Below are 23561 nucleotides of genomic sequence, written 5' to 3'. Positions count from 1 at the left end.
CCGTGCGGTCGATGCCCTCTCGCGCGCCCGCATCGGCGAGCGTGCCCACTGTGCAGCGCACCACGCGCTCCTCAGGCCAGGTCGCCTTGTACACGAGCGCCGCCGGCTCGTCGGAGCTGCGGCCCGCGGCCAAAAGCTCGGCGGAAAGCTCGGCGAGCATACCCGAGCTCAGGAAGATGACCATAGTCGAGCCGCTTTCCGCCATGGTGCGCATGCCCTCGCCCGCGGGCATGGGGGTGCGCCCGGAAAGCCGCGTGATCACGACCGACTGGCTGATTCCCGGCAGCGTGTATTCCTGGCGAAGCGCCGCCGCGGCACCGCAAAAGCTCGACACGCCGGGCACCACCTCGTAGTCCACGCCGCGCGCGTCGAGCGCGTCCATCTGCTCCTGGATGGCGCCGTACAGGCACGGGTCGCCCGTGTGCAGGCGCACCACTTCCTCGCCCCGCGCATCCGCCGCGCACATCACGTCGAGCACTTCCTCCAAGGTCATGTGCGCGCTGTCGTAGACGACGCAGGATTCCTTGCACTCGGCGAGCAGCTCGGGGTTCACAAGGCTCCCCGCCCAAACGACCACGTCGGCCGCGCGCAGAAGACGCGCCCCGCGCAGCGTGATAAGGTCGGCGGCGCCCGAACCTGCGCCAACGATATGGATCATCCGAGCCTTCCCTTCCCGTTTCTCATCGCAACCGTTTACGCCGCCCTTCGCGCAGCGGGCAAAACACGGCGCCCGCAGCGGCAATCGGCGCAAATACGTAGGCAGGAGGCGCAATGCCGCCCGCCCTGGCTTTGACACGCCCACAAGCGTCCACTATCATAGTAGCAGTTTCGGCAACGAGCATATGACAATCGAATAAAAGGAAACGACCGGCGCGGCGCCCGCACAGCCCGCGCTGGCTTGCGGAGGGAACCAGGTGGGAATCCTGGGCAAGGGACATTACTGTATAGGACGCGCGGGCGAACCGCCTCGCGCCCCAAGCCAGACTGCTTCGCCTTTTCCTCACGGCATCGCCGTGGCGTTAGCTCCTTGTGAACCCCGAGGAGTGCGCTTCCCTTTCGAATGAGCCGGCCGCAGCCGGCAAGAAACAGGCGCGCTATCCCTTTGCGGACGAGCGCGCTTTTCTTTCGCTTGTGCCGATAAGCAACTGTCGCCGGGGGACCGGCAAACCGAGGAAAGGGAAAACCATGTCCGACCAGATGTCACGCCGCGGCTTCATGGGCGCCGCAGCAACCGGAGCCGTCGCGCTCGCCGGAGTCGCGCTCGCGGGCTGCTCCAGCACCTCCGCGAGTTCCGAGAAATCGAGCGAAAAGGAGAAAGCCGTGAAGCCGGTCATCCTCGTCACGAGCTTCGGCACGAGCTACAACGACTCGCGCCACATCACCATCGGCGCCATCGAAGACGCTATCCGCGAGAAGTACTGGCAGGACTACGACATCCGCCGCGCCTTCACCGCGCAGATCATCATCGACAAGCTGAAGGAGCGCGACGGCATCACGATCGACAACATGACCGAGGCGCTCGACCGCTGCGTGAAAGACGGCGTGAAGGAAGTCGTCGTGCAGCCGACGCATCTCATGGCTGGCCTGGAATACACCGACGTGAAAGACGAGCTCGACAAGTACGCCGACAAGTTCGACAAGATCTCGCTCGGCGACCCGCTGCTCACCTCCGACGACGACTACAAGAAGGTGGCCGCAGCCATTAAGGAGAACATGGCGTCCTTCGACGACGGCAAGACGGCGCTGTGTCTCATGGGCCACGGCACCGAAGCCGATTCCAACGCCGACTATGCCAAGATGCAGGAAGTGTTCAAGAACGAGGGCTTGACGCAGTTCTTCGTCGGCACCGTCGAGGCTGAACCGACCTGCGAGGATGTTATCGCCGCCGCGAGCGCCGCAGGCTACAAGAAGGCCGTGCTCGCACCGTTCATGGTGGTCGCGGGCGACCACGCGAACAACGACATGGCAGACGAGACCGACCCCGACAGCTGGGCTGCGAAGTTCGTGGCCGCCGGCTTCGAAGTGACGTGCCTGCTCCAGGGTCTGGGACAGAACGTCGCGGTCGACGACATCTACGTCTCGCACGTGGACGACGCCATCGCCAAGCTGTAAACTCGCCGCGCACGGGGGCGCCGGTCGCGTCCCCGTGCAACGGGCATGCGCCTTCCCCGACTGACGGCGCATGCCCGTTGCATTCGCATCCCGCCCGCCCACCGCACGGCGCGGGCGGTCGAACCGATTGGAAGGAACCCCTCCATGTTGAAGAAAACCCTCGCCTTCGCCCTGTCGGCGGCGCTTTGCGCGTTCTCGCTCGCCGGCTGCGCCGGAAATTCAAGCGGCAGCGCAAAGGCAAGCGATGCCGATTCCCAGGAAAAGACCGAACAGGCGGCCGATGCGCCCGAGGGCGCAAGCGCTGCCCCCATCACCGCCGACAAGGTGGCCGACGGCACCTATCCGATCACCGTAGATTCCAGCTCGAACATGTTCAAGATCGTGGACGCCCAGCTCATCGTGGAAAACGGCTCCATGCACTGCGTGATGACGCTTTCCGGCACGGGCTACGGCAAGCTCTTCATGGGCACGGGCGATGAGGCTGCCGCCGCGAGCGAGGCCGACTTCATCCCCTATGTGGAAAACGCGGAAGGCAAGTACACCTACGACGTGCCCGTTGAAGCGCTCGACGAGGACATCGCCTGCGCCGCCTGGAGCATTAAAAAGGAGCAGTGGTACGACCGCACGCTCGTGTTCGAATCCGCCGGCGTCGATCTGCGCGCCGACGCGCTGAAGTAACGCCATGCGGTCGATTCTTCCCAAGGGGGAAAGCAGGAAGCACCGCAGCATCGCGGCGCGCGCGATCGCCTGCATTCTCGTCGCCCTGCTCGCGCTTCCCTTCGCGGGGTGCAGTGCGAGCCCGAACGCGACCGGTGGCACGGCGGGCTCTCAGGAATACACTGTGAGCGTCTCGCTTTCCGGCGGGTCAGGGCGCGCAAGCATCGCCTCACCCACCACAATTGTGAAGGATGGCGACACCTACACCGCGACCATTACCTGGTCGAGTTCGAACTACGACAAGATGACCGCCGACGGCGTGGACTACGCGCCCGTAAACGACGGCGGCAACTCCACGTTCAAGATACCCGTCACGCTCGACGAGGACATCGCCGTGTCGGCCGAGACCGTCGCCATGTCGACGCCGCACACCATCGACTACACGCTCTACTTCGACTCATCCACCATGAAGGAGAAATCGGGCGACGATGCAAGCGGCGGCTCCCCTGCGGGAACGGCTTCAAGCGCCGCGGCCGACTTCCACAACGCCGATTTGGGCTGCGGCTGGGAGCCGACGGGGGCGCTTCAGCTTGAATACGCCGAGCACTTCACTGTCGACGAGTTCGAAGGCGGCCTGCGGCTTATCTGCGTTTCGAACGGGGAGCGCTTCCTCGTGGTGCCGCAAGATGCGAAGGTACCTGATGGGTTGAGCTCCGACATCGCGGTCATAAGGCGCCCCGCCGACAAGGTGTACCTCGTGTCGTCGGCGACGATGTGCCTGGTCGACGCGCTCGATGCGAACGACAATATCTTCATGTCGGGCACGAAGGCCGACGATTGCTCGGTCGCGGGCTTCAAAAGCGCGCTCGAAAGCGGGGCGATCGCCTACGGCGGCAAGTACAGCGCGCCCGACTACGAGCGAATATCGGCCTCGGGCTGCACGCTCGCCATCGAGAACGCCATGATCAACCACACGCCCGATGTGAAGGAAAAGCTGCAAAAGCTCGGGCTCGTCGTGCTCACCGAACAGTCGTCGAGCGAGCCCGAAGCACTCGGGCGCGTCGAGTGGATTAAGCTTTTCGGCGTCCTGTTCGACAAGGAAGACGAGGCCGCGCACCTGTTCAACGAGCAGAAGGCCCGCGTCGAGCAAACGTCGGGGCTCGCGTCGTCAGGTAAAACCGTGGCGTATTTCTACATTAACTCGAACGGGGCCGCCGTCACGCGGCGGGCGGGCGACTACGTGGCGCAGATGATCGAGCTTGCAGGCGGCAGCTACGCGCTCGATGACGCGCAGACGGCGTCGACGTCAGGTTCGTCAGTAACGCTCGAAATGGAGCGCTTCTACGCGACGGCGAAGGATGCCGACATCATCGTCTACAACGGCACCATCGACGAATCGGTTGCCACCTTGAACGACTTCGTAGGCAAAAACGCGCTATTGTCGCAGTTCAAAGCCGTGAAGAACGGCAACGTCTGGGTCACAAGCGCCGACATGTACCAGCAGATGACTTCTACCGCCGACATTATCGACGAGCTGCACGGGGCGTTCACCGGCGATGACGCGAGTGACTTCCATTATCTGAGGAAGCTCGGCTAGCGCCATGAGAAGCCGGCTTTCCATGGCATACGACGAATCGGGGCGCGCCGCGCGGTGTCGCATCGTGACGGCGCTGCTCGCTGTTGCCCTCATCGTGCTCGTCGGGGCCAACCTGTGCATCGGGAGCGTGCTCGTGCCCGCAGACCACATCCCCGGCATCCTTTCGGGCGGCGCGGCCAATTCCATGGAAAGCCAGGTCATCTGGGAGATTCGCCTGCCGCGTGTGCTTTCAGCCGTGCTTCTCGGCGGGGCACTTTCGCTCTCCGGGTTCCTGCTGCAGACGTTTTTCAACAACCCCATCGCCGACCCGTTCATCTTGGGCGTCTCCTCGGGCGCAAAGTTCGTCGTCGCGCTTACGATGATCGTGCTTCTGGGCGCGAACCAGGCCATGTCCTCGCCGGCCATGGTGGCCGCAGCGTTTCTGGGCTCGCTTATCACCATCGGCTTCGTGCTCCTCATCGCACGGCGCATAAGTTCCATGGCCATGCTCATCGTGGCGGGCGTCATGGTGGGATACATCTGCTCGGCGGCGACGAACTTCCTCATCGCCTTCGCCGACGACCAGTCCATCGTGAACCTGCACAACTGGTCTTTGGGTAGCTTCTCGGGTTCGAGCTGGGACGACGTTGCGGTCATAGCGGTCGTGGTGATCACCGTGAGCGCATGCGTATTCGCGATATCGAAGCCCCTTTCCGCCTTCCAGCTGGGAGAAGCCTACGCGAAAAGCGTCGGCGTGAACGTCGCACGCTTCCGCGTGGTGCTCGTCCTTCTAGCGAGCATGCTCTCCGCCTGCGTGACCGCGTTCGCTGGCCCGGTGTCGTTCGTAGGCATCGCGGTTCCGCATCTCGTGAAGTCGGCGCTGAAGTCGTCGAAGCCCATCCGCGTGATTCCTGCGTGCTTCTTGGGAGGCGCCATCTTCTGCGCGGGCTGCGATTTGATCGCGCGCACGCTGTTCTCTCCCGTCGAGCTTTCCATCAGCGCCGTCACCGCCATCTTCGGCGCGCCGGTGGTTATCGCGCTCATGTTGAAGAAGCGGGTGAGGTAGATGGGGAAATTCGTGCCGCGGCCCAAAACGCTCGGAGGGGACATTCCATGCTTAGACAGTCCTGAGCTCGCACGAAAGCGCCAGAAGGCGCTTTCGGCTCGTGCGGAACTGCGCGTGGAACGCCCCCTCCGAGCGGAGTCGAACCTCGAAACCCCGGTCGAAACGCAGGCTGACGGAGCGCCGCTTTTCCGCATAAGCGACCTGTCGGCGGGCTACGACAAGAAGGTCGTAGTCGAAGGCGTCGATCTGGAGGTTCGCGCGGGCGACGTCGTGGCGCTCATCGGGCCGAACGGCTCGGGCAAGTCGACCATCTTGAAAACCATCACACGCCATCTGGCACCGCTTGCCGGCGCGGTCGAGCTCGACGGGCGGGAGATTTCCCGATGGAAGACGGCGGAGTTCGCAAGGAACCTTGCCGTTATGCTGACAGATCGCCCCCAGACCGAGCTCCTCACCTGCCGCGATATCGTAGAGGCGGGAAGGCATCCCTACACCGGGCGAATGGGCACACTCTCGCCCGACGACCATAGTCGGGTCGACGAGGCCATGAAAACCGCGCATGTGGAAGAGCTCGCCGAGCGCGACTTCATGCAGATAAGCGACGGGCAACGCCAGCGCGTCATGCTCGCACGCGCCATCGCGCAGGATCCGCGTGTGCTCGTGCTCGACGAGCCCACGTCGTATCTCGATATCCGCTACCAGATCGACCTGCTGCGAATACTTCGCCACCTTGCGAAATCGCGGAATGTGGCTGTCATCATGTCCATCCACGAACTCGAGCTCGCGCAAAAAAGCGCCGACAAGGTGATTTGCGTGAAGGACGGCCGGGTCTTCCGCGCCGGCGCACCCGAGGACATATTCACGCGCGAGACGATCGACGAGCTCTACGGCCTTCAACATGGCACCTTCAACGAGCGCTTCGGCAGCGTGGAAATTGGGCGCCCGCACGGCAATGCGCACACGTTCGTCATCGCCGGCGCAGGTACAGGGTCGGCTGTGTTTCGCCAGCTCATCCGGCAGGGCAAGGCGTTCTACGCGGGCGTTCTGCACGAAGGGGACATCGATTGCGAGCTCGCGCGCGACCTGGCGGCGGAATGCGTGGCCGAGCGCGCCTTCGAGCCGATCGGGGATAAAACCATAGCCCGCGCCAAAGAGCTCCTCGTCCACTGCGCGCGCCTTATCGTGTGCCCCGCCGCCTTCGGCACCATAAACGCCCGCAACGCCGAGCTCGTCGAGTTCGCACGCTCGCATGGTATCGAGGTCATGCGAGCGTGCGAAGGCGCATCGGAGGATTCCCAATAGCCATTAGAGCAGCAAGGCAGATGCGTAGAGCGAAAGCGGGAGATTCCCGAGCGCAATGAGACCGGGCCCTCACTATCCCGCAGGTTGCCTGCAGCAAAGCATACACGCACCCGCGTAACGCCGAACGGGGCGGGCTCCCCAGACCGCACAGCCCGCGCGCGCCACCCGGCAATGCATTTCTCCTTCGTGCTCGCCGCTCTGCGCTGCAGGCGCATCGTTATGAAATGGATACGTACCCCAGCGCGCAAGACTTCCACCATAAACGATGTTCGCATTATCTTCAGGGAAGTGGAGTGGGTATGATGAATTGGACACCAGGTTAAGAGCGAAAGGTGTTTAGGATGACCCAAAGAAGAAAGCGATACGACAGGCAGTTCAAGGTCTCGACGGAAAAGGCGGCCCTGTCCGGGGAAATGACGGTCAAAGACCTATCGGAGGAACTCGGCATAAAGGGACGACGCTGAGAAGATGGGCCCGCGAATACGAGGAGATGGGATACGACGCGTTCCCCGGAAACGGCTCTCCGAAGATCAACAAGGACTACGAGATCGCGAAGCTCGAGAAGAAGGTCGAGGAGCTCGAGCGCGAGAACGAGATACTGAAAAATTTCCGGGCCTTCTTGAGTCAAGGCCATGCGCGAGGCGCGGGTTCCTCGAAGAGCATAGGGGGCGAGATCGGCCCCATCAAGAAGGCATGCGGGCTGATGAAGGTCTCGAAATCCGGTTTCCACGAGTATCTCTCCCGGAAGAAGTCCAACGCCCAGATAGAGCGAGAGGAGCTCGAAGGGTTCGCCGTCGAGGCCTTCCATCGGCGCAAGGGCCGTTACGGCTGCCGGCGCATCGACCGCGAACTGCGAAAAAGCGGCATCGCCGTGAGCGAGAAGCGCGTGCTCCGCATCATGCAGAAGCTCGGACTCGCCGGAAAGGGCGCGACCCGAAAACGCCGCATCCAGAAGAAGATCGAGCCGGGACACCCTCGGCTGAACCTGGTAGAGCGCGCCTTCGCCGTGGGCGAGCGCAACAGGCTTTGGGTGGGCGACATCACCTACATACCCACAAGAGAAGGGTGGCTCTATCTCGCGGCCGTGATAGACGCCTCCTCCCGCAAGGTCGTGGGCTGGTCGATGTCCGAGCGCATCACCGAGAAGGTTGCGACCGATGCGATAGAGCAGGCGGTTGGCAGGGAGGGTCCGCCAGACGACGGCAGCCTTGTCTTCCATGACGACCAAGGCGCGCAGTATACCTCGCGCTCCTTCCACTTATAATCGAAGCCGAGAAGCTGCATGGCCTTCAGCGTGTCAACGGATATAAGAGACTTTAGACTCCCAAGGCTCTCGAGGTTCGTGTCACCATTTCCGGCCTACCGCCTCCAATTGCTTTATCGCTATCAATTACCATGCTGCTTTAGCCAGCCCATTATTTGGCTTATGAAACAGAGATCCCGTATGCACAGGAGACACACCGAAAACAGGTTTTGCAAGAAATTGGGGCCCCATACCGTCGATGCGGTTACAATTACACTCAGAGACGCGGCGCACCCGCAGGCCGCTCGCGAAACAGCTCACGACCTGCGAAAACACCTTTACTTTGTTCGTGCTAGATTTGGCGGGAAGCGCGAACGCACCCATAGATTTCTCAGAGAACTCCGGGCGCGGGCCCACCGTGGACATCCCTTTTGTCAAGACGAAAAAACAAGATTACCTGCAGAAATACTCCGGCTAGGTAGTTGAGCTATTTGTCTTCTGGAGTTTGAATCTCCAGACTTTTGCAGCTCATTCCGACCGTCATCGGCGATGAACCAGCTCCGAAAAGCCGCCTCTAAATCAGATAGCAAATCGTCCCATTGGGGCAGATTCCCAATGGGACGATTCTTCGCATCAGCGTCGACACATACACTAGCAAGGAAACTATGGATCAACTCGAGAATGCGGGCAACGAACTCGCTTTGCTTCAACACCGGCAGAATGGTTCCGGACGCGTTCCGCACTTCCTGTTTCATGACCAGCTTGCCCCTTTTCTGAAAACTCACTGGCACAACCAAGGAACAGGACCGGAACTTGCGGTTCTCCTTATCCTTCTTCAACATCAAGTCGTCGGCGTCGAAAAAGCTCAACCCCCGCTCAGTGGGAGGAAGAACCTCGTAGCTCACAACGCTGTCCAGCATCCGCCTGCCCGGGCTCACGCTCTCGCTGATGCGGGAGAACACCATGCGGGGCTCCACAAACGCGTTGACGAGGAACTCGTCCGCATACGCTTGGACGTTCTCCTTCAGATCTGTTTGAGAGCCAAAAATTTTACGCCACCGAATCTCGCTCCCCTTTTGGGGGAACACGACCGGCTCCTCTTTGACTTCATAGCCCTTCCGGTAGTACCGCCAGACAAGCCTGGCCGAAATAAGCATGACCACTGCGCTGAACAGCGACAAGGCCAGCTCGATCTGCGGGCGCATGCTTTGAGGTGCCTCTTCGCCTTCGGAAGGAGACGCGGGTTTCCCGTCTACCTCAACTTCGGCAACCTGCTCCCAAGTCAGCTCCGGGTGACAGGTTTCGGCATATATCACGAAAAGACCGTTGAAGACGAGAAAGAAGAAGGCGAGTGCCGACAGCACGAAAACGGTGATCGCAATGGCGCGTTTCAGATTGACAGCCTGCCATTCGGACGAAGACCCAAGAAAATGATGCGCTCTTCCCTTCGATCGCGGGCCTGCAAAAATACCGCCGACAGGTTCGACACTCTTCCCCATAACCGTCCGGTTCGGGTGGCTCACGCGGTCTTCCTTACTACTTCCAGGCCGACGCTTGCCGGCACGGTGCGGCCGAAGAGGGTGACGTCGAGGTAAGGCGCGGCGCTTATGGCGGTCGATCTTGCGGATGTCGCCCTCGAAGCCCATGAGGGGGCCGCGCGTCACCGTGACCTTGTCGCCTGTGATGTAGCCCTCGCTCATGCGGACGATGTGCTCGCCGTCCATGAACGACAGGAACCAGTCCTGCTCCTTCTTCGTCAGCGGGAAGAAGGAGTTCTCCTCGTTGCCCAGCAGGCGAATGGGCAGGGGTACGCGCAGCAGCTCTTTGTTGAGCTCCTCGGCATCGCCCGTGACAAAGAACAGGTAGCCGGGGAACAACAGGCGGCGCGCCAGCTTCCACTCGCCGCGGACGCGCCACATGGTCTCGTACTCGGGCATGAAGCACTCCTCGAGCACGTCCGAGGACACCAGGCGAAGGCAGAGGTCGCGCGTCGCGGACTCGCGCCCCGCCTGCACCTGCGCCACGTACCACATCGCCAGCCCCTTTCCCGCCGCGTCGATGCTCCGCCAAAAGAAAAGAGGATGAACAGCTGCACGCTTCTGCTTTCCCGGCCTATGACCGCGAGAGAGATCGCCTGCACCTATTCATCCTCTTGTCGATCGACGGAACGCGCTTAGCGACGATTACGCCATCTCAAGATATGTAAGTTGCCTTGATGTTGCTTTTATACAACATCAAGGAGCCAAAGAAAGGCGCCTTGCGCCCTTCGAATGGTCAACGGTTGGGCAATGTTGTATATAGTCCGTTGTTATACATACAACACGCCCGTAGTCTTCGTTCATGCGAAACTTACTGCAAACAAAAGTCGGGTTGCGGATCAAGGACCTGCGCGCCGCCGCCGGGCTAAGCCAGGAGCGGTTCGCCCTGAAGATCGGCATGGACCGCACCTATCTCGCCTCCATCGAAGTGGGCGGGCGCAACGTCACGCTGCAGAACCTCGCCAAAATCGCCAACGGCTTCGACATGACCTTGTCGGAGTTCTTCGAGGGCATCCCCCGCATCGATCCCCGCGAGTAGAGGCCCGCGATGCTTTCCGCACCTCGGCTACCCGATTATAACCTATAGTTGTATAAAAACAACAATTGAGTAACAGGATGCCGGGGGAACGGCGCGGCACCCACCTGCGAGCAGCCTTGGGCCGGCCGGTTTCGTGCTATGCTGCGGGACAGACGACGCCGTGGCCGACCCGACGAACCCCGAGAGCGACCGAACAGGAAGGAAGAACCCATGCCGAAGGACCACGACCGCAAGACGAACGCGCTGCGCGAGCTGGATGCGGCGGGCGTGCTGTACGAGGCGCGGTTCTTCGCATGCCCCGAGGCGCTCTCGGGTGTGGAGGTGGCAAGCCTGCTGGACCTCGACCCGGACCGCGTGTTCAAGACGCTCGTCACGCAAGCGAAGTCGGGCGAGCACTACGTGTTCATGATACCCGTAGCCTGCGAGCTGGACCTGAAGAAGGCCGCCGCGGCCGTGGGCGAGAAGGCCGTGGCCATGCTCCCCGCGCGCGAGCTGCTGCCGCTCACCGGCTACGTGCACGGCGGCTGCTCGCCCATCGGCATGAGGCGCCCCTTCCCCACCGCCATCGACGAGACGGCGGACCTTTTCGAGCGCATCGCGTTCTCGGGAGGTCGCCTGGGCTGCCAGGTGGAGATGGCGCCCGACGACCTGGCGCGCATCGTGCCGCTCGTGCGCGCCGACCTGACGGTGGTATGAGGGCGGACGCGGCGCCTCCTACCAGTGGCTTACCACGACGTCGCCCGACTGGATGATGCCGTACAGCTCCGCAGCCTTGTACGGCGGCAGGTTCACGCAGCCGTGGCTGCCGGCGCCGTCGCGGTAGCGCGTGCCGCCGAACGACGACTGCCAGTCGGCATCGTGCAGGCCGATGACGTTGCCCACGAACGGCATCCAGTACTGCACGTCAGACTCGTAGATCTTCTTCCCGTTCTCGTAGCCGATGAGCTTCGAGGGGCTGGCCTTCTGGTTGAGCCAGTACACGCCCACCGACGTATCATGCACGCCGTCGGGAATGCCCGACACGATGGGCGACTCCCATATGAGCGCCCCCGTCTCGTCGTAGAACCGCGCGTACTGCTCGGCCAGGTCGATGTCGCAGTAGCGCAGGCCCCAGTCCTGCGCGCCGGCGCCGTTATAGCCCGTGCCGACCGAGGTGCAGGGAACCTCCGCGGTCTGCACGGTGCCGGCCGCCACGGACTCCTTCACCAGGTTGAGCAGCGCGTCGCGGTCGACGCTCCAGCCGTAGACGCCGCCCGCCACCGTGACCACCTTGCCGTCGGGACGCGTGTAGGTGCGCTGCGTGCCCACCGTGTTGCAGGCGGCCGCCAGCTCGTCGACCCAGGCCGTGAGCGCGGCCTCGTCGAGCGTGGCCGAGAGGTCGTCGCCCAGGCGCACCCACTGCGAGATGAGGTCGGCGTTCACCTCGCCGGCCGTGCCGCCGGCCATCGTGAGCACGAGGTCGGCCTTGATCATGGTGTTCGCCTGCTCGGCCGCAGCCGTGAGCTTCGGGTCGGATGAGAGCACCTTGGGCTGCTGCAGGACGTCCGCCCCCAGCTTCACCGTGGGCTGCAGGGCCAGCACGGCGTCGTCCACGGCCTTGATGACGGCATCGTAGCTAAGCGCCGTGCCCACAGCCTCCGGCTCCACAATGAACGCGCCCTTGGCCTCGCTGTAGGCGATCACGGCGTCCGTGGGCGGCGTGGCGGTCTTGTTGAACTCGTCCACCGCGGCGCGCACCGTGTCGCCCAGGCCGCTCTCGTTATATGTGGCTGCGAGCTTGTCGCTCTCGTCATGGGCCTTCAGTATCTCGAGAGGCCACGCCCACGCGTTCGCAGAGGCGTGCATCGCATCGGTGGCGGCCCGGCCGTCCAGCCTCATGCCCGCCTCCGCCGCGGACAGCTTGAGCGAGAAGCCCTGGCCCTCCACCTTCAGCACGTAGTCGTCGATGACGTCGGCGAGCATGCCCTGAACCTCCGCGGACGACTTGAGCGACACGTCGAGGTCGCCCACGGTCGTGCGCGGCAGGAAGCGGTCCATGAACACGAGCGCCCCGGCCAGGTACACCACGGCCAGCAGGGCGACGATCACGCCGAGGACGATGCCGAGCACCTTGAGCGGCTTGCGGCCGCCCTTGGCGTCCGCCTCGCTCAGCTGGAGGGCCACGACGCGCTCGACGTCATCGACGGCGTGTTCATCCCGGCGCTCGACGCCGTGGGGGAGCGCTTCGAGCGCGGCGAGTTCTTCCTTCCGCAGCTCATGGCCTCGGCGGAGGCGGTAAAGGCCGGCTTCGACGTGGTGCGCTCGCGCCAGGGGGAGGCCGTTCCCACCGACGACGGCACGGCCATCGTGCTGGCCACCGTGCAGGGCGACATCCACGACATCGGCAAGAACATCGTGCGCATGCTCTTGGAGAACTACGGCTACCGGGTGATCGACCTGGGCCGCGACGTGGCGCCCGAGCGCGTGGTGCAGGCGGTGCGCGAGCATGGGGCGCGGCTCGTGGGCCTCTCGGCGCTCATGACCACCACGGTGCGTGCCATGGAGCAGACCATCGCGCTTTTGCACGAGCAGGTACCGGGCACGGCGGTGTTCGTGGGCGGTGCCGTGCTCACGGCCGACTACGCGCGCAAGATCGGCGCGGACTACTACGGCAAGGACGCTGCCGAGGCCGCGCGCATTGCTGAGCGGTTTTTCGCCGCGCACCCGGCAATATGAAAACGAGATGCTTTTGCGGGTGCAACCGGCAGGAGTTCTTGCTATGATGTGTGCCAAGGCTTATTCCCGAGGAAAGGGGTCCGCTATGGGTGTGAAATCGGCGGAGGCGCTCGACGTTTCGTTCGACGAGCTGCCGAACTACCTGCACGCCAAGCATTCGGTGTACATGGAGGTCGGCGGCGCAACGTACTACCTGACCGACGTGAACGACCGCTACTGGCGCGCACAGGACACGGCCCAGTTCAACGACAAGGGCCACTACGTGGACGCGAGCGAGCTGGTGCCCACGGTGAGCGAGTTCATGACGCTTCCCTTCGTGGACGGCAAGTCGATTGGGGATGTGTTCGAGGAAGCAACCTTCTACGCCTCGGAGAAAACCGAATAGAGAAAACAAGGACGGCCGCGCAAGCGGCCGTCCTCCGTTTGGGGGCGTGACAAAGGGACGGGGATAATGTCACGTTCTCGGGCGTTTTGCAGCCCCGCGCCTCAACGAGGAACGTGACATTATCCCCGTCCCCTTGTCACGCCTGCATCCCGCGCGCCACCCATGCGGCGCTCGGGACTTCATGCGCCTACGCCGGGCGGATGACGAGCTCCTTGATCAGGCTGTCGTCCAGGCTGCACACGCCGTCGTTGCAGTTCTCGATCTGTGCGAGGGCGTGGATGATGGTGCCGTTGTAGTCGGCGTAGAAGTTCACGGTGCGCTCGTTCACGATCCGCGGGTCGCGCATGGTGAAGCCTCCGAACATGAACTTGTTGTGGAACGACATCTCGATGGCGTTGCGCCCGTACAGGAACGTGTTCTGCCGCTTCACCATGGAGGGGCAGTAGTCCACGAGGCGGCAGTCCTCGGTGAAGCACGCCGCGAGGCCCTTGTGGTCCTTGCCCTGCATCGCGGTGACGAAATCGTTGATGACCATGTGCGCCTCCTAGTAGACTTTCTCGGAATTGAGCAGGGCGTCGGTACCGCCGTCCACGAACAGCACCACGCCGTTGATGCCGCTGGCCTCGGGGCTGGCGATGAACGCCATGGCGTTCGCTATCTCGATGGGCTCCATGAGCGGCTCCTCGCCGAAGTGGGTCGGCACGGGGATGGCTTCCATGGCCGCGCGCTGCTCGGGCAGCATGTTCGCGGTCATGGCCGTGCGCACGTTGCCCGGTGCGATGGCGTTCAGGCGCACGCCGCGCGAGCCCCAGTCGGGGCTCATGCGCCGCACCCAGCGGGCGAGCGCGTACTTCGTGGAGGCGTAGTACACGTGCCCGACGGCCGGATCGACGTCCTTCACGAGCTCCAGGATGCGGTCCTCGTCGGCCTGGTTGTTCAGCATGCCGGCCACGTCCATGCGCGCCGCGCCCTGGGCGATGGAGTTCGACGACGTGATGACGCAGCTGCCGCCCTTCTTCTCCAAAAGGTCGCGCGCGCCCTTGGCCATCTCGGTGGCGCCGAAGTAGTTGAGCGAGATGATGAGCGAGATGGGCACCTTGCCGCCCGACACGCCCGCGTTGCAGATCATGGCGTCGATGCCCTCGGGATAGCGCTCGTGCAGCTCGGCGATGGCGCCCGCGCGGCCCTCCTTCGTGGCCAGGTTCGCCTCGATGTCGCCGTCCTTGAGGTCGATGTTGACCACCTCGTGGCCGCGTTCGCGCAGGATCTCGGCCGTCTTCGCGCCGATGCCGCTCGACGCGCCGGTGATGACGTAGATGCCCATGCGTCCTTCCTTTCATGCGGGGCCGCGCGCGGCGCCGCCCTTATCGATACGCATTACTATTAAGAAGTAAATCATATACCATGGCTCCCGGCGGCCCGCCTGCGCCGGGGCCAACGGTAGCCGAGGCGTCATCCGCGGCGGCTCCCTTTCGGCAGGCGGCCTCGGCGGCTGCCGAAACCGTTGGAGGGGCAACAGCTGCGGGCATCGGGCGCTTCGGGGGCGTGGGGCGAACCGGTGGCTGGCAAGCTTCCCCAACTGGCGGGATAGATTAGGAACATAAGTTCTTAAATTCCCGATCATAAGCTTGAAATCCGTGCTATACTGCCCCTAGCCGCCCCTTGACTATTGGAGGATGCCCATGGTTGCCTGGCACGAGCTGTTCCCCGTAGACCGCGAGCCGTCGATGGAGGATATCGCCGCCCACATCGACAACCCCCTATGGGATGCGTTCACCGCGTTCGTCGACGAGACGCACGGCGCCCAGCCGCGCATCGAGTACAGCCGCTGCGGCGGGGCGCCCGGCTGGAACGTGAAGTACAAGGCGCGCGGGCGCGCGCTCTGCACGGTGTACCCGCGCGACGGCTTCTTCATCTGCATGGTGTCGGTGGGCTCGAAGGAGAAGGCCGAGGCCGAGGCGCTGCTGCCCGCGTGCGACCCGTACGTGCGCGTGCTGTACGAGCGCTCGGCCGACAGCAGCATGGGCCGCTGGCTCATGATCGAGGTGACGAGCGAGGCCATCCTGCGCGATGCCGAGGCGCTCATGATGCTGCGCGCCGCGCCGAAGAAGAAGGCGCGCTCATGATGCGCGATCCCGAGCAGACCATCGGCAACCTCATCGACCATCAGAACGCGTCGTTTATCGGCTCGGTGGACGAAGAGGGCTTTCCCGAGATCAAGGCGATGCTTCCGCCGCGCCGCCGCGAGGGCATCCGCACGTTCTACTTCACCACGAACACCTCGTCGATGCGGGTGCGGCACTATCGCGCGCACCCGCAGGCGTGCCTCTACTTCATGGACCGGCGGTTCTTCCGGGGCGTCATGCTCAAGGGCACGATGGAGGTGCTCGAGGACGCGTGGGCGAAAGAGCTCATCTGGCAGGACGGCGACACGATGTACTATCCGCTGGGCGTGACCGACCCCGACTACTGCGTGCTCCGCTTCACGGCCGATGCGGGGCGCTTCTATCAGAACTTCGGGTCGGAGGACTTCGCCGTGCCGGGGCCGGCTGGCGAGGAGCCGGGCGCACCGGAGGCGTGACGCGCAGGCCGCTTGACCCACCAGGTTGCGGCCACGCTGAACAGGAGCGTCTGCGCGAGTATCTCGAGCGTGCCGCCGATGCTGATGCCCAGGGGCGCGTCTGTGGGGGCGAGGTAGATGAAGCCCTCGATGGAGTCGGGCGAAGGGGCCGGCGTGTTGAAGATGCCTATGATGGCTATGACCGCCCACACGACGAGCCAGCCGTGCTTGCGCCCCATGAACGCAGGGCGGATGAGCCAGAGCACGAGGGAGAACAGCGCGCCGCGCACGATCTGGAACACGGGGGCCAGCCCGACGATGGGGTCGTCCAGGGGGCGCATGCCGATGGCCTCCACCGAGGATTGGTAGTCGAACAGGAACAGGGCCGCAAAGCCGCACAGGGTGTAGGTGAGGACGTGCGCGACCGTGACCTTCGTGCCGAAGGCGAGCTTCTCTTTCATGGGTATGCCTTTCTGTGGGGTGAGAGACGGACGGAGGCAGGCGGCCGCTTAGCGGCGGTTCTTCTCGCGATAGCGGGCGAGGGCCTGGTCGTAGCCGCCGGCGGTCTTCTTGAAGTAGATGGTGTAACCTGCCGTGACGCCCGCGAGGATGAACAGGTACACGAGGGCGAAGGCTGCCCAGACGCCGGGATCGTCGAGCGGGAACCATGGGCCCGCCCACGCGCAGAGTGCCAGCACGGGCAGGCCGCAGGCGCCGAAGCCCGCTATGCGCGCCGGGTAGGCGAGCTTCCTGAACACGGCGCCGGTGAACCAGAGCGCCTGGAGCGCCGCCATCCCGAGGGCGGCGCCGAACACGCTCATGGTGAGGTTGAGCCCGTAGCTCGGCCCGGCGAACAGGTAGCCCATGCCCGTGAACCACAGCATGACGATGGTGAACATGATGCACGCGGCAGAGGCGGCTTGGACGATGATCTTCTTCATGGCGAACTCCTTCGAAACGAGACTCGGGGACGGGATTGACGTCTCACACGGCGGTTACAGCCCGAGCTTCCGCTTGATGACGGGCGCGTACTGGCGCGACACGATGACGGCCTCGCCGTTGTCCAGCATGAGCTGCAGGCGCGCGTTCAGGGCGGGCCGGATGGACGCGACGTGGTCGAAGTTCACGAGCATCTGCTTCGATGCGCGCACGAACTCGGTGCCTGCCAGCCGCTCCTCCAGCTCGTAGAGCTTGAGCGGCGTCTGGTACACGGCGTCGGCCGTGTAGAGGAACGTCTTGCCGTCCACGGTCTCGGCATAGCAGACGTCGTCGACGTCGAGCCGGTACGTCGCCCCGTCGCGCTCGCCGACAAGCGCGCGGTCGAAGGCCCCGAGTGCGGACACGATGCGCTGCACGCGCTCGTCGATGCGCGGGCACGCGACGGACACCTCGATGTCGTCGAGCGCGGGGTTCTCGGTGATGGTCACGTTCATGGTGCGCGCCTTCCGTCGTCAGGTTGCGGTGGTTGGCCAACGCCGCCAGTATGCCCGACCAAACGGGGCCGGCGCAAGGCCGTTGAGATCCAGTTGCATGCGGGGCCGCGCAAGTTGCACGGACGCCCGTATGGTATGCTCGGAAGGCAAGGCGAGGCAGGCGAACGGGAGGGCGCATGGACGTTGAGGCGAGCGTGGATCTGGGCCGGTTCGAGGCGGCCGTGAAGGTGGTGGACGTGCACGTGGCCGGGGAGCCCTGCCGGGTGGCCGTGGGAGGCTTCCCGGAGCCTGCGGGTTCCACGATGATCGAGAAGCGCCGCTGGATGGAACGGCACGCCGACGACCTGCGGCGGGCCCTCATGCTGGAGCCGCGCGGCCACCACGACATGTTCGGCGCGTTCCTGTGCCGGCCGGTCGACCCGCGGGCCGACGTGGGCGTGCTGTTCATGGACACGGGCGGCTACCTCAATATGTGCGGGCACGGCGCCATCGCCGTGGTCACGGCTGTGCTGGAGGCCGGGATCGTGGAGGCGCGCGCGGGCGGGAACGAAGTCGTGCTCGAGGCGCCCGTCGGGCTTATCCGCGCCACGGCCGCGGTACGCGGCGGCGCGGTGGAGTCCGTGTCGTTCGAGAACGTGCCGTCGTTCGTCTACCGGGACGATGTCGCGGTGCAGGTGGAAGGGCGCACCGTGCCGCTGACCATCGCCTTCGGCGGCAGCTTCTTCGCACTTGCGGACGCCGACGGCCTGGGCCTCGGCGACATCGGCCCCGAGACGGCTCCCGCCTACGCACGCCTCGGCATGCTCGTGCGCGACGAGGTGAACCGCACGGTGGCCGTGAGCCATCCGACGCTCGATATCGACACGGTGGACCTCGTGGAGTTCTCGGCGTCAAAGGCGCCCAAGGCAACCGATGCCCCGGCGGCGCTGCGCCATGTGGTGGTGTTCGGCGCCGGCCAGGTGGACCGCTCGCCGTGCGGCACGGGCCTGAGCGCCAAGCTCGCCGCGCTCCACCGTGCAGGCAAGGTCGCCGTGGGGGAGCCGGTGGTCTGCGAGAACGTGATCGGCACCCGCTTCACCGGCACCATCGACCGGACGACGCAGGTTGGCGGCCATGCGGCCGTCATCCCGCGCATAACCGGCAGCGCCTACCTCACCGGCCTCGGCACCTGCCTCGTCGATCCGAGCGACCCGCTGGGCCACGGCTTCCTGTCGGCGCGCTGACGTGTTCGCGCCGTCTGCCGGTCAGAACAGGCTGCCCTGCGCGCCGAGGGGCTGGGCGGGCTTGTACGCCTTGATGATGTCGGACATGCGCCAAAGAAGCCCGTGCCGCTTGCACAGCGCGCGGAACAAGGCGCGGTTCTCGGACGTGCGCGGGCTGTTGCAGAAGTAACGCTCGCCGTATGCGGCGCGGTAGCGCTCGGGCAGTTCGGGGTCGACGGCTGCGATGCGGTCGAGGAAGTGATCGCGCTGGCGGTCGCGCATCGTGACGCCCGTCATATGGAAGACGAACCGCGCGTCGGCCGCAGCCGCGTCCTCGACGACGCCTCGCACCGTGGCGTCGTCGTCGGTCACCCACGGCAGCGTCGGGGTGAACAGCACGCCGCAGAACACGCCGGCATCCGCCAGCTCGGCGAGCGCCGCGAAACGCTCGCTCGGCGAGGGCGCGTGCGGTTCGATGATGCGCGCCAGCTCGTCGTCGGCCGTGGTGACGGTGATCTTCGCGATGGCGCCGCCCTGTCGGCCGATGGCGCCCAGCAGGTCGGCATCGCGCGTGACGAGCGTGCTCTTCGTGTCCACCGACACGCCGAAGCCGAACTCCTCCACCAGTTCGAGCGCACCGCGCGTGACGCGCAGCTGGCGCTCGAAGGGGTTGTAGGTGTCGGACATGGCGCCGATGCCCACGATGCCGCGGATGCGGCGGCTGCGCAGTTCGCGCCGCAGGATGGCCAGCGCGTCGAACTTGACGCTCACCCGGTCGAAGTCGTCGATGCGGTAGCATTCGCTTCGGCTGTCGCAGTAGATGCACCCGTGGCAGCAGCCGCGGTAGAGGTTCATGTTGTAGTCGATGCCGAACCATTCGTCGCCGTTGTAGCGCACCTTCTGGAGGATCGAGCGCGCACGGACGACGGGGCAGGGGCAGGGCGCGGCGTCGCTCATGCGGAGGCGGGCTGAACGGGGTGACGCAGCACGGTGCGCAGGTTCTCGGGTTTCGTCCGGCGCGGATCGCCCAGGTAGATCTCGTGGTGCAGGCGCACCGGGGGAACGCCGCCGTCCGCGTCGAGCGCGTCCATCAGCGCCTCGGGGCTTGCAGGGTCGGTGATGCCGCTTTCGAGGCCGGACGCGCGGACGAACTCCTCGAGCGCGGCGACCGTGGCGGGCTCGTCGTCGTAGGGCCCCTTGTGCATGATCTGCGCGCAGGGGCCTTCGGCGAAGCGCACGAGCCGGGCGCGGCCGACGTCGAGCTCGGGCTTCTTGGCGGCAACCTGCTCGCGCGCCCAGCGATGCACCTCCGGCGTGACGAAGTCGGGCTGGCGGATCATCGACACCCAGTTGAGCGCGTCCTTGTCCTCGATGCGCGTCCCGTCGAACCCGCCTCCCCACCACAGCCCCTCGAGCGGCGGCACGACGTAGTCGAAGTAGCCGTCCGGCTGCCAGTCGCCCTTTTTCGCCATCTTGACGGTGAACGAGAAGGCGTAGAGCAGTCCGAGCGCCTCGGCGTAGTCGCCGTTGTCCTCGTTGGGGTTGCCCGAGCCGGCTACTGCGACGAACGTCATCGTCGGCACGTCGATGAGCATCGGCAACGCCCGCGGCAGATACAGGTCCTTGTATTCCTTCTTGAAATCGAACGCGGCAGCCATGCGGTCCTCCGTCGGTCGTCGGGGATGGTGGGACGTCAGTCGCTCGCGGCGCCCTTCCAGCGGTCGAGCGTGGGCAGCAGCGCCTCCATATAGGCGCGCGCCTCGTCCTCGGTGAAGGGCGCATCGGGGCCGGTCATGTTCGCCACGCAGATGCCCACCATGTCCTCCATGGTGCATGCGCCCAGGTAATCGCCGTTCGCATAGCACCACTTGCAATGGTGCTCGCTCGGCGAGCCGTCCGCTTCCGTGCCCAGCAGGCTCGGATCGGACAACGGCATGCCGCAGCTTTGGCACACGGCCTGCAAGGGCATGTCGAGCAGCTTCTCGATGGGCACGTGGAACTCTGCGGCGATCAGCTTGAGCGCGTCGATGCCCGGCTGCGTGTCGCCGCACTCCCAGCGCGACACGGCTTGCCTCGTGACGAACAGGCGCTCTGCCATCTCGGCTTGCGTGAGGCCGTTGCGCTCCCTGATCTCGATGAGCGTGTCCTTGATCGCCATGAAGGGCTCCTTTTCCCGGTGTCGATACTCAGGTTCCATGGAACCATGGCGCACGCGGCCCCGTCAAGCAACAGCCGGTTGCCCGACGGGGCCGCGCGTTCGGCGCGGGCGTTATCGCAGGGCCACGTACACGTCGATGTCGGCGCAGGACATGTCCTCGCCCGGCAGGTACGCCTCGAAGTCCACCGTGTACGCGCGTTTCGCCGTCAGCTCCTCGTCGGCCCAGATCTCCTCCCAGGCCTTGGCCACGCTCGCCACGCAGTCGCCGCCGCGGATGGCGATCTTCGCGTAGCGGCCTGCTGCGATGGTCTGGGTTTCCATGCCCTCGGGTGCGTCTGCGGACGTCTCGCAGCCCACGAGCATCGTGTAGCCCATGTCGCTCATGTCGTAGTCGTAGTACAGCCCGAAGCAGCCGTACGGCTCGACGCGCGTCTCGGGGATGGTGCGATCCATGCCCTCGCCCATGAAGCGTTCCCACAGCTGGCCGATCGCGGCCACTTCCTCGGGGGAGTTGTTCGACGTGCGGATGGTGGGGCCCACGATGGTGCGCCCGGGAAGCTCGACGATTTCGTACTGCATGGTTCGTGTCCTTTCGAAGCGATGAATGTTGACAAGGAGCACGATACCGAACATAACCGGACAGGGCGTGTCCGGTTATGCGGGAAAGTTTGGAAATCGGAAGACAAGGGGACGGTTCTCTTGTCTTGCTCGGCGATTTCAACTCCGTCTTGGATTCGAGGACGCTATAATTAAAATGATGCAAAGCATCATCTTCTTCATTCAGGGAAGGGAGATGCGCATGCCGAGACAAGCACGTAGGAAAAGCGAATCGGGCCTGCACCACGTGATGGTACGCGGGATAAACCAGACGCAGCTCTTCTACGACGATGAGGACCGGCGGGCGTTCATGGAGCGACTCCGCCGCTACAAGCGCGAATGCGGCTTTCTGCTGCATGCATGGTGTTTGATGGGGAATCATGTCCATCTTCTTGTCGAGGAGGGGAGGATCGATCTGTCCTCGATGATGAAGAAGATCCTTCTGAGCTATTCGCACTACTTCAACAGGAAATACGATCGAAGGGGCTATCTTTTCCAAGATCGTTACAAAAGCAAACCGATCGAGGGAGACGAATATCTCCTGTCCGTTGTTCGCTACATACACAGGAATCCGCTCGAGGTGGGGCAGACGACGGCGTACTGGACGAGCTTCGACGAGTATATGGAGACGCCCCGACTTGCCGACACAGAGCGCGTGCTCGAAATGCTTGACGCTGATCCGAGCAAGGCCAAGTCGGCTTTCAGGCTTCTCGTGGAAAGCGAATCGGATGGCGGCCTGCCGCCTTGCGGGATCGACAACCCGGCGCGGCTGAGCGATCGGGAGGCGATAATGCTCATTCGGGAGATTGCCGGCGTATCGGAATGCGCCGAAGTATGCTCGCTCGACAAGGCAAGGCGAGAGGAGGCAGTGCTTCTTTTGCGGGTGCGCGGTCTCTCCATCAGGCAGATTTCTCGACTTACGGGGTTGAGCAAGGGGATCGTCGAGCGAGCGAGAGCAGGAAAAGGCCAACTTCCTAGCGGCTAGCTGGAACAGGCGAAAAGGACAAGCAGGACAAGAGAACCGTCCCCTTGTCTTGCCCTTGCCGAGCTGCGCGAGAGCTGTTAGGCACCGGCACCGGGATCGGCGTCGGGCTCGTCTTCGGCGTAGCGCCGGGCGACGGCTTCGCCCTGCTTGCGCAGCCAGGCGCGCACGTCGGCGGGTTCGAGCACTTCGAGCAGCGGGCCGAACGATAGCAGGTAGGAGCGCGTGCGCTCGCCGATGTCGCAGGCGAGGGTCACGCGCCAGCTGCCGTCCGCCTCGCGCTCTATCGTCTCGGGCGCGAACTCCTCGCGCACGCGGGATTCCGCTTCGGGGGCGAAGCGCATGACCAGCCGGTCGGTGCCCCTCATGTGGCCGCCCTCGTCGAACGCGGGCATCGGGCGCGCCTCGAACGTGTCGGGCGCGACGCTGATCGTCTCCCAGTCGATGCGGAACAGCTTGAACGTGCGCCAGGCCTCGCGCTCGCGGCACCAGGCGCGCACGTACCACGACGATTCCTTGAACACAAGCTGCGCGGGCTCCACCGTGCGCTCGGTGCGGTTGCCCGCGGCGTCGAAGTACGCGAACGACAGCGGGTGCCGGCCGATCGTGGCGTTGCGGATGGCGTCGAATGCGGCGCGGTAGTTCGGCGGCGCGCCCCAGAACGAGAAGTCCATGTCGAGCCAGTCGACGTTCTCGCGCTGGAACAGCCTGCCGAGGCGTGCGGCCGTCTCGTCGCTCGCCTCGCCGGAGGCGCCGGTGCGGTTGAGCGCCGAAAGCGCCGCCATGATGTCGCTCTGCTCGCGCTCGCTCAGCACCGAACGGTCCAGCACGTAGCCGTCCATGAGGTGCACGCCGCCGCCCTTGCCGCGCGTCATGTACACGGGCACGCCCGCCGCCGACAGCGCGTCCACGTCGCGGCGCACCGTGCGCTCGGACACTTCCAGCCGAGCCGCCAGCTCCGCCGTGGTGGAGGTTCCGCGGTCCATCAGGAGGTAG

At 64.5% G+C, this 23561-nt stretch carries 27 protein-coding genes; 14 read left to right on the top strand and 13 right to left on the bottom strand.

The window, feature by feature from the left end; genetic code table 11:
• Positions 1 to 658 (bottom strand): precorrin-4 C(11)-methyltransferase (cobM, locus tag GPA_RS00730; protein WP_049783962.1); only part of this gene is annotated, 658 nt, incomplete at its 3' end.
• A 527-nt stretch (positions 659 to 1185) separates the two neighbouring features.
• Between cobM and GPA_RS00725 the strand changes: the two genes are divergently transcribed.
• The 6 genes from GPA_RS00725 to GPA_RS00695 all read left to right on the top strand — a co-directional run bounded on the left by GPA_RS00725 (position 1186) and on the right by GPA_RS00695 (position 7977).
• Positions 1186 to 2112 (top strand): sirohydrochlorin cobaltochelatase, encoded by a 927-nt coding sequence (locus GPA_RS00725; protein ID WP_015538666.1) that lies wholly within the window; start codon positions 1186 to 1188, stop codon positions 2110 to 2112.
• A gap of 144 nt (positions 2113 to 2256) precedes the next feature.
• Positions 2257 to 2790 carry a hypothetical protein gene (locus GPA_RS00720; RefSeq protein ID WP_015538665.1) on the top strand — a complete coding sequence of 178 codons (534 nt, stop codon included), beginning with the start codon at positions 2257 to 2259 and terminating at the stop codon, positions 2788 to 2790.
• Between the two features lie 4 nt (positions 2791 to 2794).
• On the top strand, positions 2795 to 4366 hold the full coding sequence (locus GPA_RS00710) for an ABC transporter substrate-binding protein (protein WP_083808796.1): 1572 nt from the start codon (positions 2795 to 2797) through the stop codon (positions 4364 to 4366).
• Between the two features lie 22 nt (positions 4367 to 4388).
• Positions 4389 to 5411, top strand: coding sequence for a FecCD family ABC transporter permease (locus tag GPA_RS00705; RefSeq protein WP_015538664.1), 1023 nt, complete (start codon positions 4389 to 4391; stop codon positions 5409 to 5411).
• A 114-nt stretch (positions 5412 to 5525) separates the two neighbouring features.
• Positions 5526 to 6713, top strand: coding sequence for an ABC transporter ATP-binding protein (locus GPA_RS00700; protein WP_227155465.1), 1188 nt, complete (start codon positions 5526 to 5528; stop codon positions 6711 to 6713).
• Between the two features lie 361 nt (positions 6714 to 7074).
• Positions 7075 to 7977: an IS3 family transposase gene (locus GPA_RS00695; RefSeq protein WP_315970799.1), complete on the top strand. Its 903-nt coding sequence runs from the start codon at positions 7075 to 7077 to the stop codon at positions 7975 to 7977.
• 413 nt (positions 7978 to 8390) lie between these two features.
• Here GPA_RS00695 and loaP read toward each other — a convergent pair whose 3' ends face one another.
• Positions 8391 to 9989, bottom strand: coding sequence for an antiterminator LoaP (gene loaP / locus GPA_RS00690; RefSeq protein WP_015538662.1), 1599 nt, complete (start codon positions 9987 to 9989; stop codon positions 8391 to 8393).
• 307 nt (positions 9990 to 10296) lie between these two features.
• Between loaP and GPA_RS00680 the strand changes: the two genes are divergently transcribed.
• The gene (locus GPA_RS00680) at positions 10297 to 10533 is read left to right on the top strand and encodes a helix-turn-helix domain-containing protein (protein WP_041238697.1); all 237 of its coding nucleotides are present in this window, start codon (positions 10297 to 10299) and stop codon (positions 10531 to 10533) included.
• Between the two features lie 210 nt (positions 10534 to 10743).
• Complete coding sequence (gene ybaK, locus GPA_RS00675; RefSeq protein ID WP_015538661.1) at positions 10744 to 11229, top strand: Cys-tRNA(Pro) deacylase; 486 nt, start codon at positions 10744 to 10746, stop codon at positions 11227 to 11229.
• Between the two features lie 18 nt (positions 11230 to 11247).
• Here ybaK and GPA_RS00670 read toward each other — a convergent pair whose 3' ends face one another.
• Positions 11248 to 12696, bottom strand: a complete 1449-nt coding sequence (locus tag GPA_RS00670) for a L,D-transpeptidase family protein (RefSeq protein WP_231847535.1) — start codon at positions 12694 to 12696, stop codon at positions 11248 to 11250.
• Positions 12697 to 12720: 24 nt separating this feature from the next.
• On the opposite strand from GPA_RS00670, the gene GPA_RS17135 reads away from it, so the two are divergent.
• Both GPA_RS17135 and GPA_RS00660 read left to right on the top strand, forming a co-directional pair.
• Positions 12721 to 13248, top strand: a complete 528-nt coding sequence (locus GPA_RS17135; RefSeq protein WP_041238695.1) for a cobalamin-dependent protein — start codon at positions 12721 to 12723, stop codon at positions 13246 to 13248.
• A gap of 85 nt (positions 13249 to 13333) precedes the next feature.
• Positions 13334 to 13633 (top strand): hypothetical protein, encoded by a 300-nt coding sequence (locus tag GPA_RS00660; protein WP_015538660.1) that lies wholly within the window; start codon positions 13334 to 13336, stop codon positions 13631 to 13633.
• Positions 13634 to 13820: 187 nt separating this feature from the next.
• On the opposite strand, the gene GPA_RS00655 is transcribed toward GPA_RS00660, so the two are convergent.
• Both GPA_RS00655 and GPA_RS00650 read right to left on the bottom strand, forming a co-directional pair.
• The gene (locus GPA_RS00655) at positions 13821 to 14168 is read right to left on the bottom strand and encodes a nuclear transport factor 2-like protein (protein ID WP_015538659.1); all 348 of its coding nucleotides are present in this window, start codon (positions 14166 to 14168) and stop codon (positions 13821 to 13823) included.
• Positions 14169 to 14177: 9 nt separating this feature from the next.
• Positions 14178 to 14957 carry an SDR family oxidoreductase gene (locus tag GPA_RS00650; protein ID WP_015538658.1) on the bottom strand — a complete coding sequence of 260 codons (780 nt, stop codon included), beginning with the start codon at positions 14955 to 14957 and terminating at the stop codon, positions 14178 to 14180.
• Positions 14958 to 15315: 358 nt separating this feature from the next.
• Between GPA_RS00650 and GPA_RS00645 the strand changes: the two genes are divergently transcribed.
• On the top strand, positions 15316 to 15759 hold the full coding sequence (locus tag GPA_RS00645) for a DUF3788 domain-containing protein (RefSeq protein WP_041238694.1): 444 nt from the start codon (positions 15316 to 15318) through the stop codon (positions 15757 to 15759).
• A complete protein-coding gene (locus tag GPA_RS00640; RefSeq protein WP_015538656.1) occupies positions 15756 to 16214 on the top strand; it encodes a pyridoxamine 5'-phosphate oxidase family protein in 459 nt (152 codons plus the stop codon). Before GPA_RS00645 ends, GPA_RS00640 begins: the two co-directional genes overlap by 4 nt.
• Here GPA_RS00640 and GPA_RS00635 read toward each other — a convergent pair.
• The 3 genes from GPA_RS00635 to GPA_RS00625 are packed head-to-tail and all read right to left on the bottom strand — an operon-like array spanning position 16142 to position 17626.
• On the bottom strand, positions 16142 to 16654 hold the full coding sequence (locus GPA_RS00635) for a hypothetical protein (protein ID WP_041238692.1): 513 nt from the start codon (positions 16652 to 16654) through the stop codon (positions 16142 to 16144). The genes GPA_RS00640 and GPA_RS00635 overlap by 73 nt on opposite strands.
• A 48-nt stretch (positions 16655 to 16702) precedes the next feature.
• The gene (locus tag GPA_RS00630) at positions 16703 to 17134 is read right to left on the bottom strand and encodes a hypothetical protein (protein ID WP_015538654.1); all 432 of its coding nucleotides are present in this window, start codon (positions 17132 to 17134) and stop codon (positions 16703 to 16705) included.
• A gap of 54 nt (positions 17135 to 17188) precedes the next feature.
• Positions 17189 to 17626, bottom strand: coding sequence for a LytTR family DNA-binding domain-containing protein (locus GPA_RS00625; protein WP_015538653.1), 438 nt, complete (start codon positions 17624 to 17626; stop codon positions 17189 to 17191).
• Between the two features lie 176 nt (positions 17627 to 17802).
• Here GPA_RS00625 and GPA_RS00620 point away from each other — a divergent pair, with 176 nt between their 5' ends.
• Complete coding sequence (locus tag GPA_RS00620) at positions 17803 to 18849, top strand: proline racemase family protein (RefSeq protein WP_015538652.1); 1047 nt, start codon at positions 17803 to 17805, stop codon at positions 18847 to 18849.
• Positions 18850 to 18870: 21 nt separating this feature from the next.
• Here GPA_RS00620 and GPA_RS00615 read toward each other — a convergent pair whose 3' ends face one another.
• From GPA_RS00615 to GPA_RS00600, 4 genes are all read right to left on the bottom strand, one after another.
• Positions 18871 to 19785 carry an SPL family radical SAM protein gene (locus GPA_RS00615; RefSeq protein WP_015538651.1) on the bottom strand — a complete coding sequence of 305 codons (915 nt, stop codon included), beginning with the start codon at positions 19783 to 19785 and terminating at the stop codon, positions 18871 to 18873.
• A complete protein-coding gene (locus GPA_RS00610) occupies positions 19782 to 20486 on the bottom strand; it encodes a GyrI-like domain-containing protein (RefSeq protein ID WP_015538650.1) in 705 nt (234 codons plus the stop codon). The genes GPA_RS00615 and GPA_RS00610 overlap by 4 nt, the downstream gene beginning before the upstream one ends.
• A 35-nt stretch (positions 20487 to 20521) precedes the next feature.
• Positions 20522 to 20986: a zinc ribbon domain-containing protein gene (locus GPA_RS00605; RefSeq protein WP_015538649.1), complete on the bottom strand. Its 465-nt coding sequence runs from the start codon at positions 20984 to 20986 to the stop codon at positions 20522 to 20524.
• 111 nt (positions 20987 to 21097) lie between these two features.
• Entirely contained in the window at positions 21098 to 21565 is a 468-nt protein-coding gene (locus GPA_RS00600) for a GyrI-like domain-containing protein (protein WP_041238691.1), read from the bottom strand.
• A gap of 175 nt (positions 21566 to 21740) precedes the next feature.
• On the opposite strand from GPA_RS00600, the gene GPA_RS00595 reads away from it, so the two are divergent.
• Entirely contained in the window at positions 21741 to 22568 is an 828-nt protein-coding gene (locus GPA_RS00595; RefSeq protein ID WP_015538647.1) for a transposase, read from the top strand.
• A gap of 77 nt (positions 22569 to 22645) precedes the next feature.
• On the opposite strand, the gene GPA_RS00590 is transcribed toward GPA_RS00595, so the two are convergent.
• Positions 22646 to 23561, bottom strand: a 916-nt coding sequence (locus GPA_RS00590; RefSeq protein ID WP_041238689.1) for a helix-turn-helix transcriptional regulator, incomplete at its 5' end; no start/stop codon positions are given.

Source organism: Gordonibacter pamelaeae 7-10-1-b (assembly GCF_000210055.1).
GTDB lineage: Bacteria > Actinomycetota > Coriobacteriia > Coriobacteriales > Eggerthellaceae > Gordonibacter > Gordonibacter pamelaeae.
The sequence above is the reverse complement of the archived record's forward strand: the minus strand, read 5'-3'. Positions and strand labels throughout refer to the sequence as shown.